Genomic DNA, 13,610 nt, shown 5'->3' with positions numbered 1-13,610 from the left:
ATCATTGTTGATGACATTAAAGATTAGTCAATAAGCTTTCAAAAACCCCGTTCCTCAACTTTTTTATTAAATCATATAATGATTTTTAAGATAGCCTTTTTAGCTACTTACTTTTATAATGTTGTTCTATTTTTTCCCTTTTTTTGCTTAACAAGAGTACTTAGCATGAAAATTTTAGCTGGTTCTTCTGCTCTATCGACATTTCGTATTAATAAAATTCTATCCTCATGTCGTGAACGATCTATCCCCATTGTCAATATCGAAGCTCAATATATTCACTTTATCGATCTGATTGATGAACTGACTTCCGAACAGAGTTTAACCTTGGATAAGCTGTTACAATATGGTCCTAAAAGTGCGCAGATAAAGATAGAAAATCCAGCAAATAAAATACTCTTTTTAGTTACCCCACGCGAAGGCACTATCTCACCATGGTCATCTAAAGCCACCGATATAGCACATAATTGTGGACTATCACAAATCCATCGAATAGAGCGTGGAATTGCTTATTATGTACAAGTTAGTTCATCCTTAACGGCAATACAACAAAATACTTTTCTTTCATTAATTCATGACCGAATGATGGAAACGGTATTAAGTAGCTTTGAGCAAGCTCAGCAATTATTTAAGACTGAACAGCCCAAACCAGTAACCATTGTTGATTTATTAGGAAAAGGGCGCAATGCTTTAGAAGAGGCTAATGTAAAATTAGGTTTAGCTTTAGCGCCGGATGAAATTGACTATTTAGTTGAAAGTTTCCAAAAATTAAACCGTAATCCTACAGATATTGAACTTTATATGTTCGGTCAAGCGAATTCTGAACATTGTCGCCATAAGATATTCAATGCTGATTGGGTGATTGATGGTATAAAACAACCCAAATCATTGTTTAAAATGATAAAAAACACCTTTGAAAATACGCCAGATTATGTGTCATCCGCTTATAAAGATAATGCAGCGGTAATGGATGGCTCAAAAGTGGGGCGTTTTTTTGCTGATTATGAAAATCGAACTTACGATTTTCATCAGGAATATGCAGATATTCTCATGAAGGTTGAAACGCATAATCATCCAACTGCGATATCTCCTTGGCCAGGAGCAGCAACTGGTAGTGGTGGTGAGATTCGGGATGAAGGTGCGACTGGAAAAGGCGCTAAACCCAAAGCTGGTTTAGTTGGTTTTTCCGTTTCAAATTTACGAATTCCTAATTTTGAGCAACCGTGGGAACAAGATTTTGGTAAACCGGATCGAATAGTGAGCGCCTTCGATATTATGATGGATGGACCTTTAGGTGGTGCTGCATTTAATAATGAATTTGGTCGTCCAGCATTGTTAGGTTATTTTCGTACTTATGAAGAAAAAGTAAACAGCTTTAATGGCGAAGAGGTCAGAGGTTATCATAAACCAATTATGTTAGCTGGTGGTATGGGAAATATCCGTCGAGAACATATCCAGAAAGGTGAATTTCCTATTGGTTCCAAACTAATTGTTTTAGGCGGACCAGCTATGAATATTGGTTTAGGTGGTGGTGCTGCGTCCTCAATGACTTCTGGGCAATCGGATGCGGATCTCGATTTTGCTTCGGTTCAACGTGATAATCCTGAAATGGAACGTCGTTGCCAAGAGGTCATCGACCGTTGCTGGCAGCTTGGTGGTAGAAATCCTATTTTATTTATCCATGATGTGGGTGCGGGAGGCTTGTCTAATGCTATGCCTGAACTGGTTAGTGATGGTGGCTGTGGTGGCCAATTTGAATTGCGCAAAATATTAAGTGATGAGCCGGGGATGTCGCCGTTAGAAATTTGGTGTAATGAATCACAAGAGCGTTATGTACTGGCTATTCATCCGGAAAGCCTTGAGTTATTTGATGAACTTTGTAAACGTGAACGCGCACCCTATGCGGTTATCGGGGAAGCTACAATAAATAAAGCAGTAGTTTTACATGATGAGCATTTTAATAATAATCCGATAGATTTACCTTTAGATGTTTTACTTGGTAAAACCCCTAAAATGTTACGTGATGTAAAGTCAAGCCAAGCCGAAGGTGACCATTTTTCTACATCTGATATCAATTTATATGATGCAGTGAAACGGGTACTGCATTTACCAGTTGTGGCCGAAAAAACCTTTTTAATTACGATTGGTGACCGTTCGGTAACCGGAATGGTCGCTCGTGATCAAATGGTTGGACCTTGGCAAGTGCCTGTTGCCGATTGTGCAGTGACAACAGCAAGTTTAGATAGTTATTATGGTGAAGCTATGTCAATGGGGGAACGTGCCCCTGTTGCTTTGCTTAACTATGCTGCATCAGCACGATTAGCTGTTGGTGAAGCAATTACCAATATTGCGGCGACAAACATTGGCGACATTAAGCGAATTAAGCTTTCGGCTAACTGGATGGCAGCCGCAGGTCATCCGGGTGAGGATGCTGGTCTTTATCAAGCAGTTAAAGCTATTGGTGAAGAACTATGCCCAACGTTGGGTCTGGCTATTCCGGTTGGTAAAGATTCCATGTCAATGAAAACAACATGGCAACAAAATGGTGAACAAAAAACGGTAACTTCACCTTTATCATTAGTGATTTCGGCATTTGCTCGAGTTGAAGATGTACGTAAAACGGTTACGCCACAACTTTGCACCAATCAGGATAATCTATTGTTGTTTGTTGATCTCTCTAAAGGTCACCATGCATTAGGTGCAACGGCATTGGCGCAGGTTTATCGCCATCTTGGACAAAGAACTGCTGATGTTCATGACGCTAAAGAATTAGCTGATTTTTATCAAGCGATACAAATGCTAGTCGCTCAAAATTATCTACTGGCTTATCATGATCGCTCAGATGGTGGGTTATTGGTTACTTTGGCTGAAATGGCATTTGCAGGGCATTGCGGTATTGATGTTGATATTCATTCTCTCGGTAGTGATGTGATTGCCTCGTTATTTAATGAGGAGCTAGGGGCAGTTATTCAAATTCGTGGTAGTGATTTAGACGAAGTCATGACATGCTTTAAGCATTTTGGACTGTCCCATGCGATTTATAAATTAGGTTCAGCTAAGGCCGGACAGCAATTTATTGTGCGTAATAACAGTGCTGTGGTATATAGCGAATCTCGATTAACCATGAGAACTTGGTGGGCAGAAACCACTTGGCAAATGCAGCGTTTGCGAGATAATCCAGCATGTGCTGATCAGGAGCATCAAGCCAAACAAAATGATGACGATCCGGGATTAAATGTTCACCTTACTTTTGATTCAGAACAAGATATTGCTGCACCTTATATAGCCAAAGGTGTGAAGCCTAAAGTTGCAATTTTACGCGAACAGGGAGTCAACTCGCATGTTGAAATGGCTGCTGCATTTGCTCGAGCTGGATTTGAATCAATTGATGTCCATATGACGGATTTATTATCTGGGCAAGTGACATTGAATCAATTTAATACCATCGTTGCTTGTGGTGGTTTCTCTTACGGAGATGTATTAGGCGCAGGCGAAGGATGGGCTAAGTCTATTTTATTTAATGAACAAGTTCGCCATGAGTTTGAGCAATTCTTCCATCGTAATGATACTTTGTCATTAGGTGTATGTAATGGCTGCCAAATGATGTCAAATCTCAAAGATCTAATACCAGGTGCTGAGTTATGGCCTCGTTTTGTGCGAAACGTATCGGAACGCTTTGAGGCACGCTTTAGTTTGGTCAAAATCCAATCAAGTCCTTCATTACTCTTTACTGATATGGCTGGTTCGCATATGCCTATTGCGGTTTCTCATGGTGAAGGTCAAGTTGAAACTAGAGATTTAGATCATTTAACTCGTTTAGAGGCTTCAGGTTTAGTGGCAGTCAGGTATATTGACCATTTTGGAAAAGCGACAGAGCAGTACCCAGCAAATCCGAATGGATCACCAAATGGTATTACAGCTGTAACGTCAAGTGATGGTCGATCTACTATAATGATGCCACATCCAGAGCGAGTTTTTAGGACTGTAACCAATTCATGGCATCCTGATAATTGGGGCGAAGATAGTCCTTGGATGCGAATTTTCCGCAATGCACGCAAGCAACTTGGATAAAAAAAATCGCCGACTTCTGTCGGCGATTTAGTTCCATGAAAATAATATAAACTTTAATCGGTTACTTTTGCCTATTATTTAGAGGCTTTGCTAAATCATTGTTCATTTTTCGCAATAATTGCTCAGTTGTTTCAAAATTGATGCAAGCATCAGTAACTGATACACCATACTTAAAGTTTTCTTTTGGTTGTTCAGATGATTGATTTCCTTCAAATAAATTACTTTCGATCATTACACCAATAATTGAATTGTTGCCTTGCTTAATTTGCTCAATAATTGAGTCTACAACGATTGGTTGATTACGGTAATCTTTATTTGAGTTGGCGTGACTACAATCTATCATTAAATTAGGCACTAATTTAGCCTTGTTCATTTGAACTTCACATAATGCAACATTTTCGGCATTAAAGTTAGGTGTTTTTCCTCCTCTTAGGATCACGTGACCATGTGGATTACCTAAAGTTTGTAATACCGTAACTTGCCCTTGTTGATTAATACCTACAAATCGATGTGCCATTGAGGCTGATTTCATTGCATTAATCGCCACATCTAAACTACCATCTGTACCATTTTTAAAGCCAACTGGCATGGATAATCCTGACGCCATTTCTCGGTGAGTTTGTGATTCAGTGGTTCTTGCACCAATAGCTGACCAGCTAATTAAATCACCGATGTATTGAGGTGTATTTGGATCTAATGCTTCAGTTGCAATTGGTAACCCGATTTTAGTGATATCAAGAAGTAATTTACGTGCTTTTTTTAAACCATGTTCGATATCGAACGAACTATCCATATGAGGGTCATTGATCATACCTTTCCAACCAACAGTAGTTCTTGGTTTTTCAAAATAAACACGCATAACGATAAATAAGTTATCTTTAACCTCATCAGATAGTTTTTTTAGTTTATGTGCATATTCAATTGCGGCTTCAGTATCGTGAATAGAACAAGGACCACAAACAATAAGTAATCGATGGTCACGACGTTCTAAAATATTAACAATAGTTTGACGAGATGAAGCAATTTGATTTTCAAATTCTGATGATAATGGATAAAGATTCTTAATTTCTTCAGGTGTAATTAACATGTGCTCATCTCTAATTCGAACATTATTTAGTGTGTCTTTTAACATTTTATTTTCCTTGTTAAAATCATGCATATTTTTTATATGTAAAATATTGATTACATAAACACTTAATATGTAAACACAAAATTACAAAATAGTAAATTAAAATTTTACTTATTGTTAGATAAAATATAATATCAAAGTGTAAATACTTGTTTACACTTTAAAGATTTAATTCACATAAGTGGAAACAAATGTGTACGAATACTTGAATTAATTACAAGTACTCGTATATCAATGAGGTTAACTAAGATTTAAATAGAAGATATTGCTTTTAATATTAATTGTTTATCAATAACATCAATGACTTCAACAGAACCTATTTTAGCCGGTAAAACTAATCTAATTTGCCCAGATTGAACTTTCTTATCTCGTAACATGTGAGGAATATAAGATTCATTTGGCATCTGTGTAGGTCTTTTTACTGGCAATTTGGCCTTAATTAATAACTTTTTAATCCGATCAAAATCTTCATCAGTAAATTTGCCAAGTAACTTAGCTGTTTGAGCTGCCATTAGCATTCCAACACTAACTGCTTCACCATGTAACCAATTCCCATAGCCAAGCTCAGCTTCAATTGCATGGCCGTAGGTGTGGCCAAGATTTAATATAGCGCGCATATCTTGTTCTGTTTCATCAGCAGCGACAACCTGAGCTTTTAATTCACAACAACGATAAATACAGTAACTTAATGCATCGACATCTAAATTAAGTAAATCCTCTATATGCAATTCCAGCCAATTAAAAAACTCACAATCCATTATAATGCCATATTTAATCACTTCAGCTAGACCTGCTGAAAGTTCTCTTTGTGGTAAAGTTTTTAAACAATTAATATCAATTACGACTGATTGTGGCTGATAAAATGCACCAATCATATTTTTACCTAGAGGGTGATTAATTGCAGTTTTACCACCAACGGAAGAATCTACTTGAGATAATAAAGTAGTAGGAACCTGTATAAATTTTATGCCACGTTGATATGCGGAAGCTGCAAAACCTGCCACATCTCCAATAACGCCACCACCCAGTGCAATAAGTATGCTGCTGCGAGTATGATTGTTGGCAAGTAAAGCGGTCAAGATTTTATTCCAAGTTTCCATAGTTTTGTATTGCTCGCCATCAGGAACAATAATGAAATCAGTTTTGACCCCATGATCTTCAAGCATTTTAATTAATTGCTGTAAATAAATTGGAGCAATAGTGTCATTTGTAGCAATAAGGACTCTCTGGCCACTATGTAGTTTGAAATATTCAAATTGACTAAGTAAGTTTTCACCAATAGTGATGGGATAACTGCGATTATCTAACGCTACATTTAGGGTTTTTTGCATAATTATTTCCAGATAAGTTCATGCCAATTTAATCTTTAATGTTAACGATAAAAAAGTGGCAGCGCAACTTAGAATCATTTAAACTTATTGGCAATTTTTTTCTGTAATGTTGAATTTATATGACTTTATCTTTCGTGTTAGCACAAAAAAATTGGCGTGTAGGTGATATTGAAGGTAATACTCAGCAAATCATTGAACTGATACAAAACTATTCCTCTAATGATCTAATTATTTTATCTGAGCTTGCAATTTGTGGTTATCCTCCAGAAGATTTAATTTATCGCGATGATTTTAAAATTCGTTGTCAACAAGCTTTATTAACTATCAAGCAAGCTAGTCAACAATGTAGCATTATTGTTGGTCATCCTCATTGGCAAGATGGCGTGATTCATAATGCGTTATCGTTGTTTTCTGAAGGGCAACAATTGGCATGTTATCATAAACAGCAGTTACCTAATTATGATGTATTTGATGAAAAACGTTATTTTAGTGCTGGTGAGCAGACTTGTGTTATCGATTTCAAAGGTAAAAAAATTGGTTTATTGATCTGTGAAGATCTTTGGCAATGTGAGCCTATTGATCAAATTAGTGCTCAGGGGGCGGATCTGGTTATTTCTATTAATGCTTCACCTTATGCTTATGAAAAACAAAAGCATCGCGAAGAGCTTATAAAACAACATGCTTTAAGAACTGGCTTACCAATTATTTATGTGAATCAAATTGGTGGTCAAGATGAACTTATTTTTGATGGTGGCTCATTTGTATGTGATGATAAAGGCCATATCGTTCATCAGCTCAACTTTTTTGAAGAACAAATTTTTATTTTTTATCTTGGATATGATTATAAACCAGTTGTTGATTCTAAAAGAGATCCATTAGCAAATGTTTACGATGCATTAGTTTTAGCGACTCGCGATTATATTACTAAAAATGGTTTTCAAGGTGCTGTATTGGGATTATCTGGTGGAATTGATTCCGCTTTAACATTGGCAATTGCAGTTGATGCTTTGGGTAAAGATAAAGTACAAGCGGTTATGATGCCGTTCCGATATACGGCAGATATTAGTATTGCTGATGCAAAAGAAGAGGCTGAAATATTGGGTGTTGAATTTGATATTATTTCAATTGAACCGATGTTTGATGCTTTTATGTCTTCTTTAACGCCGATGTTTATGGGGACACAAAAAGATACAACTGAAGAAAATCTACAAGCGCGTTGCCGCGGTGTAATTTTAATGGCGCTTTCAAATAAACGTCGTAGATTAGTCTTAACGACAGGCAATAAAAGTGAAATGTCGGTTGGTTATGCAACACTTTATGGTGATATGGCTGGTGGTTTTGATGTACTTAAAGATGTACCTAAAACCATGGTATTTGCGTTATCTAAATATCGAAATAGTAGATCGCCTGTCATTCCTGAACGAGTCATTACACGCCCACCTTCAGCTGAACTTGCACCAGATCAAAAAGATGAAGATAGTTTGCCTCCATATGATATTTTAGATGGGATATTAAAAGGCTATGTTGAACACGATTTTTCCGTTGAACAACTGGTTGCGCAAGGTTATGATGAAACAACTGTAAGGCGAGTGATTAAATTAGTTGATATTAACGAATATAAAAGACGTCAATCAGCAGTAGGTCCTAAAATTACGACTCGTAATTTTGGTAAAGGTAGACGATATCCAATTACTTCTGCTTTTGGATTTAAGAATTGGTAATCTCGAATTAAGGGCAAAAAAATATGAAAAAAATTGAAGCAATTATTAAACCTTTTAAACTAGATGATATTCGAGAAGCTCTTGCTGATCAAGGAATTACGGGGATGACCGTTACTGAAGTGAAAGGTTTTGGTCGCCAAAAAGGGCATACTGAGCTTTATCGTGGTGCTGAATATATGGTTGATTTTTTACCAAAAGTAAAAATAGAACTTGTTGTCGCTGACGATATTTTAGAAACATGTATTGAGACTATCATGAAAACTGCTCAAACAGGTAAAATTGGTGATGGAAAGATATTTGTTTATAACGTTGAGCAAGTAATTCGTATACGTACTGGTGAAATGGATGAGTCAGCTATTTAACTTTATTGATTTGAATATCGGGACGTTCTTGCCTAAGTAGATTATTGGTGACAACGCCTTGAATCGAACAAATAAGGAGTTGCATATTATCACCTTTTTCAAGCAGTAATAACTTTTCGGTAGTATTTGGAGCTGGTATTGTTTTTACTCCAACTACTGTCCCTGTGTTTTTATGCCAAACCTGGATATCGTCAGTAATATTTCGAATTCTTGGATTGGCAATATACAGAAGATTATCTTCCATATTTTTCCACTCTAAAAAATCCAAACTTTCACGTATCTCATTCATATCATTATCAATGATGAATCCCCAGAAATAATATTTCCCCATCTTTTTCAAATCCATCGCACTATCATAATAACCGATAAGTTTTAAGTTTTTATATTGAATTGGCGTTTTGAAATAAATGAAGTTGTTGTTCGTGTCTGTGCGGTTTTCAACTGGAATATAAGCTTGATTATGATTAAAAATTTCAACATTAGTATGATTTTTTAACTCTTCTCTATGCTGATAGACATGATTAAAAAAGTCAGGGTTACAGGATGTCAATTCTTCAATCAGCGGTATTTTATCTGCTGATACGGCAAATGAACAAAACATAAAAAGTGGGACTATAACGTTTTTGAGCATGTTGATTGAAATTGACAAAAATAGATACCATTTAGTTAATTGTCTTTGATTGTATAATTATTACAACAGAATAACAATGTTAAACCGTTTTTTCTTTTTTTAAGAAATATTAAGATTTGACAAATATTTAACCACCAAAAAGGCCTTCAAATATTTTTAGAGCAAAAAAAATTTAATTAATCAAGTACAAATCAAACAAATATTCATTTATGGAAGACAGATCCCATATTTATTAATTAATGTTAATTAGTTGTTTTAATATTAATCAAATTAATATAGTTTAGCATAAACATATTAGTTAAAGTTATTTGAAAAGGTAAGTGAAAAGGGAATTTATATGCTTAAAACATTAGCAGTGAATATTAAACAGGAGTTTTCTTGCATTGAAGACATTTCATTAAGGTCATTTTTTGGAGGATTTAGTCTTAATAGTGAATCAGTTATGTTTGCTTGGGTCGATCAAAATGATGTTTATTTGAGAGCTCATGATAAATATCGTTCAATGTTTGTTGAACTCGGTATGCAACCACTTGATCTGGTATTTGATGGATCACATAAATTGCTTGATTACTATAAAGCAAGTGATGCGTTACGCCAAGATCGAAAAAAATTGCATGATATAGTGAAAATGGTCATTGAATATGCAAAACAAGATCTAGACGAAAAAGTAGCTAAATACCAAAGTCGTTTAAAATCTTTACCCAACATGACGGTTTCTTTGGAAAAATTGATGGTAAGCTCTGATATTACCGATATAGGAACATTTAAAGAAGTCGGTTATTTGGAAACTTTTTATCGAATAAAAAGTAAAAATCCAAAACTGTCAATTAATGTTCTGTTTGGTTTATATGGAGCTCAACATGATCGGCATGTAGGAACATTATCATCCGAATCTAAAGAAGAAATTGAATTAGCTTATCAGAATTTCTTGAATACAAAACAAGATTTGATTTAATCAATTCCTTTTTATAAGGAAAATACCATCATTAAACTTAGTTTTAATGATGGTATTAAATTCGATGCTATTTAGGGTTTAACCAACGATCTCTATTATGATGGTTTTCTACGAGTTGGTCTTTTGAATGGTTTAGGTGTTGGTAAATTAGTTAATAACGCCTGAGGATCATATTGACTAACAGGAATAGTATGATCAATGGCTTTTTCAATAGCAGGTAAGTTTTGTGAATAACGTTCACAAGCTAATGAAATTGAATAACCTTCGGCACCGGCTCGTCCTGTACGACCTATTCGATGTCTATAATCATCACAATCATCAGGAAGATCATAGTTAAAAACATGGGTTACATTTGGGATATGTAAACCACGGGCAGCAACATCTGTTGCTACTAAAATATCAAGATCTCCTTGGGTAAATTTATCAAGAATGGATAAACGTTTTTTTTGTGCAATATCACCAGTAAGTAGTCCTACTCTATGGCCGTCTGCAACTAAATGACGCCAGATTTTTTCGCAGGCAACTTTAGTATTAGCAAATACAATGCTACGGTCAGGCCACTCTTCTTCAATAAGAGTTTGTAAGAGAGCTAATTTATCTTCGTTTGATGGAAAAAACAGCTCTTCTTTTATTCTGTGACCAATTTTTTGTTCAGGCTCAACTTCAACATATTGTGGTTCGTTCATATATTCAAAAGCTAATTCACGAACATTGTGAGTTAACGTCGCTGAAAATAACATGGTTAGACGATTTTGTGGCGATGTCATATGTCTAAATATCCATCGGATATCACGGATGAAACCTAAATCAAACATACGATCCGCTTCATCTAGAACTGCAACTTGGATTGCACCTAAATTAATATAATCTTGTTTTGCATAATCGATGAGTCTTCCTGTGGTTGCAATTAATACATCAACACCAGCAGAAAGCATCTTGAGTTGCTTATCATAACCATCACCGCCATAAGCTAGCCCTAATTTAATACCTGTTTCTTCTGAAAGAGGTTGAGCATCATTGTATATTTGTACAACTAACTCACGTGTTGGAGCAATAATGACTGCTCTTGGTTGATTAGATTTATGATCGGGTAATGGAGCATTATTCAATAAATGATTAAATGTTGATGCCAAAAACGCAATCGTTTTACCCGTTCCAGTTTGTCCTTGCCCTGCAATGTCAATTCCTTTTGTTGTAAATGGCAATGTTTGTTCTTGAATTGGGGTACAGTAAACGAAACCTTTTTTCTCCAACGCTTTTATGACTAATGGGTGTAAGGGAAATTGATTGAAAGTTGTTTTTGTAAGATATGATTGAATCATTATTGTTTAGAATATAATTATCAGAATTCGGTAATTGTAGCATACTAAATACAACAACTTCACTAATAATTATGTCCTATTAAAATAATTACTAGCGGTAGGTATGAAAATATCCTAATATATTTTTAGACAAATTTTCTAGGAGATAATTAAATGAGTGATAACATTGTTGCACTTTCTGAAGCTACATTTGATAAAGTAATAAGCGAATCAACTAAACCAGTATTGGTTGACTTTTGGGCTGAGTGGTGTGGACCTTGTAAAATGGTTGCCCCGATTTTGGAAGAAATAGCTCCAGAATATGCTGATAAAATTATTATCGCCAAATTAAATGTTGAACAAAATCCGAATATTGCCCCAAAATTTGGGATTAGAGGTATTCCAACCCTATTAATTTTTAAAAATGGTCAAGTTGTTGCCACTCAAGTAGGTGCGTTATCAAAAGCACAACTTAAAGCATTTATTGATCCACAGCTTTAATTAATTGAAAAAATATAAATAATAAGCGTTTTATAACGCTTATTATTTTTTATTCCCAAAAATCGTAATTAAGTATAGACATACCTATAATTTTAGTGTAAATTGCTAATTTCTTACATAAACCCCTTTCAGCAATCCATTGTTTTTCTTGATAAAGTGGTTAAAATTCAATGCCCAAATACATAATTATCATCGAAAAAGCTGATTAATAAATTAATTTTATATATTGCTAGAAAGAAAATTTTTTATAAGTAAATGAAAGAAATATACAAAAATAGCAGTAATTGTAAACATATCAATTTTATCCTCAAGAATTTATAAACTATGAATTTAACTGAATTAAAAAACACTTCCGTTTCCGAGCTTGTAGCGCTTGGTGAGAAAAAAATGGGGCTTGAGAATCTTGCCCGTCTTAGAAAACAAGATATTATTTTTGCAATATTAAAACAACACGCTAAAAGTGGTGAAGATATTTTTGGCGATGGTGTACTTGAAATTTTGCAAGACGGCTTTGGATTTTTGCGTTCTGCAGATAGTTCTTATTTGGCTGGACCTGACGATATATATGTCTCACCTAGTCAAATTAGACGATTCAATTTAAGAACTGGTGATACCATTGCCGGCAAAATTAGACCGCCGAAAGAAGGTGAGAGATATTTTGCTTTATTAAAAGTAAATGAAGTTAATCACGATAAACCTGAAGACGCTCGCAATAAAATCCTTTTTGAAAATTTAACGCCTTTACATCCTAATTCTCGCTTACGTATGGAGCGAGGTAATGGTTCTACAGAAGATATTACCGCAAGAGTACTTGATTTAGCTTCACCAATTGGTAAAGGTCAACGTGGTTTAATTGTTGCTCCGCCAAAAGCGGGTAAAACAATGTTATTACAAAACATTGCACAAAGCTTAGCGGTAAATCATCCAGAATGTGAATTAGTCGTATTGATGATTGATGAACGACCAGAAGAAGTTACTGAAATGCAACGTTTAGTTAAAGGTGAAGTTGTAGCTTCTACGTTTGACGAACCAGCAGCAAGACATGTTCAAGTCGCTGAAATGGTAATTGAGCGCGCAAAACGTTTAGTTGAACATAAAAAAGATGTCATTATTTTATTAGACTCAATCACTCGTTTAGCTCGTGCGTACAATACCGTTATTCCATCATCAGGGAAAGTATTGACTGGTGGTGTTGATGCTAACGCGTTACATCGCCCTAAACGTTTTTTTGGTGCTGCACGTAATGTAGAAGAGGGCGGTAGTTTAACAATTATTGCTACTGCTTTAATTGATACTGGTTCTAAAATGGATGAAGTCATTTACGAAGAGTTCAAAGGTACGGGTAATATGGAAGTTCACTTATCACGTAAAATTGCTGAGCGACGTGTATTCCCTGCTATTGACTTTAATCGTTCAGGTACGCGTAAAGAAGATCTAATGACTTCACCTGATGAACTACAAAAAATGTGGATTTTGCGTAAAATCCTCAACCCAATGGGTGAAATTGATGCAATGGAATTCTTAATTGATAAACTTGCCATGACAAAAACTAATGATGAGTTTTTTGAAATGATGAAGCGTTCATAATTCGCTTAATTCCAAAGCATTTTA

10 protein-coding genes are annotated in these 13,610 nt (G+C 35.3%); 6 read left to right on the top strand and 4 right to left on the bottom strand.

The window, feature by feature from the left end; genetic code table 11:
- Positions 1–165 precede the first annotated feature (165 nt).
- Positions 166–4,068: a phosphoribosylformylglycinamidine synthase gene (gene purL, locus J3U00_RS07425; RefSeq protein WP_267332049.1), complete on the top strand. Its 3,903-nt coding sequence runs from the start codon at positions 166–168 to the stop codon at positions 4,066–4,068.
- Positions 4,069–4,129: 61 nt separating this feature from the next.
- On the opposite strand, the gene J3U00_RS07420 is transcribed toward purL, so the two are convergent.
- Positions 4,130–5,200 carry a 3-deoxy-7-phosphoheptulonate synthase gene (locus J3U00_RS07420; RefSeq protein ID WP_267332048.1) on the bottom strand — a complete coding sequence of 357 codons (1,071 nt, stop codon included), beginning with the start codon at positions 5,198–5,200 and terminating at the stop codon, positions 4,130–4,132.
- Between the two features lie 248 nt (positions 5,201–5,448).
- Complete coding sequence (aroB, locus tag J3U00_RS07415) at positions 5,449–6,528, bottom strand: 3-dehydroquinate synthase (protein ID WP_267332047.1); 1,080 nt, start codon at positions 6,526–6,528, stop codon at positions 5,449–5,451.
- Between the two features lie 113 nt (positions 6,529–6,641).
- On the opposite strand from aroB, the gene J3U00_RS07410 reads away from it, so the two are divergent.
- Together J3U00_RS07410 and glnB are read left to right on the top strand one after the other, a co-directional pair.
- Positions 6,642–8,249, top strand: coding sequence for an NAD+ synthase (locus tag J3U00_RS07410; protein WP_416379904.1), 1,608 nt, complete (start codon positions 6,642–6,644; stop codon positions 8,247–8,249).
- 23 nt (positions 8,250–8,272) lie between these two features.
- Positions 8,273–8,611 (top strand): nitrogen regulatory protein P-II, encoded by a 339-nt coding sequence (gene glnB / locus J3U00_RS07405; protein ID WP_034883030.1) that lies wholly within the window; start codon positions 8,273–8,275, stop codon positions 8,609–8,611.
- On the opposite strand, the gene J3U00_RS07400 is transcribed toward glnB, so the two are convergent.
- Positions 8,604–9,260 carry a hypothetical protein gene (locus tag J3U00_RS07400; RefSeq protein WP_141673941.1) on the bottom strand — a complete coding sequence of 219 codons (657 nt, stop codon included), beginning with the start codon at positions 9,258–9,260 and terminating at the stop codon, positions 8,604–8,606. The two genes, glnB and J3U00_RS07400, sit on opposite strands and share 8 nt — an antisense overlap.
- 319 nt (positions 9,261–9,579) lie before the next feature.
- Here J3U00_RS07400 and J3U00_RS07395 point away from each other — a divergent pair, with 319 nt between their 5' ends.
- On the top strand, positions 9,580–10,197 hold the full coding sequence (locus tag J3U00_RS07395; protein WP_065562868.1) for a TfoX/Sxy family protein: 618 nt from the start codon (positions 9,580–9,582) through the stop codon (positions 10,195–10,197).
- Between the two features lie 95 nt (positions 10,198–10,292).
- On the opposite strand, the gene rhlB is transcribed toward J3U00_RS07395, so the two are convergent.
- Positions 10,293–11,519, bottom strand: coding sequence for an ATP-dependent RNA helicase RhlB (gene rhlB, locus J3U00_RS07390; protein WP_267332045.1), 1,227 nt, complete (start codon positions 11,517–11,519; stop codon positions 10,293–10,295).
- A gap of 153 nt (positions 11,520–11,672) precedes the next feature.
- Between rhlB and trxA the strand changes: the two genes are divergently transcribed.
- Positions 11,673–11,999: a thioredoxin TrxA gene (gene trxA / locus J3U00_RS07385; RefSeq protein WP_065734920.1), complete on the top strand. Its 327-nt coding sequence runs from the start codon at positions 11,673–11,675 to the stop codon at positions 11,997–11,999.
- 324 nt (positions 12,000–12,323) lie between these two features.
- Positions 12,324–13,586 carry a transcription termination factor Rho gene (rho, locus tag J3U00_RS07380; RefSeq protein ID WP_034883026.1) on the top strand — a complete coding sequence of 421 codons (1,263 nt, stop codon included), beginning with the start codon at positions 12,324–12,326 and terminating at the stop codon, positions 13,584–13,586.
- Positions 13,587–13,610: the final 24 nt, after the last annotated feature.

Source organism: Gilliamella sp. B3127 (assembly GCF_026536935.1).
In the GTDB taxonomy this organism is placed as follows: Bacteria; Pseudomonadota; Gammaproteobacteria; order Enterobacterales; family Orbaceae; genus Gilliamella; species Gilliamella apicola_E.
Note: the sequence above shows the minus strand (reverse complement) of the source record. Positions and strands in the feature narration are given on the sequence as shown.

Bases quoted from the DNA above. Each gene is read 5' to 3' on its own strand.
- J3U00_RS07395 (WP_065562868.1), top strand. From the start codon at position 9,580: ATGCTTAAAACATTAGCAGTGAATATTAAACAGGAGTTTTCTTGCATT.
- rhlB (WP_267332045.1), bottom strand. From the start codon at position 11,519: ATGATTCAATCATATCTTACAAAAACAACTTTCAATCAATTTCCCTTA.
- glnB (WP_034883030.1), top strand. From the start codon at position 8,273: ATGAAAAAAATTGAAGCAATTATTAAACCTTTTAAACTAGATGATATT.
- trxA (WP_065734920.1), top strand. From the start codon at position 11,673: ATGAGTGATAACATTGTTGCACTTTCTGAAGCTACATTTGATAAAGTA.
- J3U00_RS07420 (WP_267332048.1), bottom strand. From the start codon at position 5,200: ATGTTAAAAGACACACTAAATAATGTTCGAATTAGAGATGAGCACATG.
- rho (WP_034883026.1), top strand. From the start codon at position 12,324: ATGAATTTAACTGAATTAAAAAACACTTCCGTTTCCGAGCTTGTAGCG.
- purL (WP_267332049.1), top strand. From the start codon at position 166: ATGAAAATTTTAGCTGGTTCTTCTGCTCTATCGACATTTCGTATTAAT.
- aroB (WP_267332047.1), bottom strand. From the start codon at position 6,528: ATGCAAAAAACCCTAAATGTAGCGTTAGATAATCGCAGTTATCCCATC.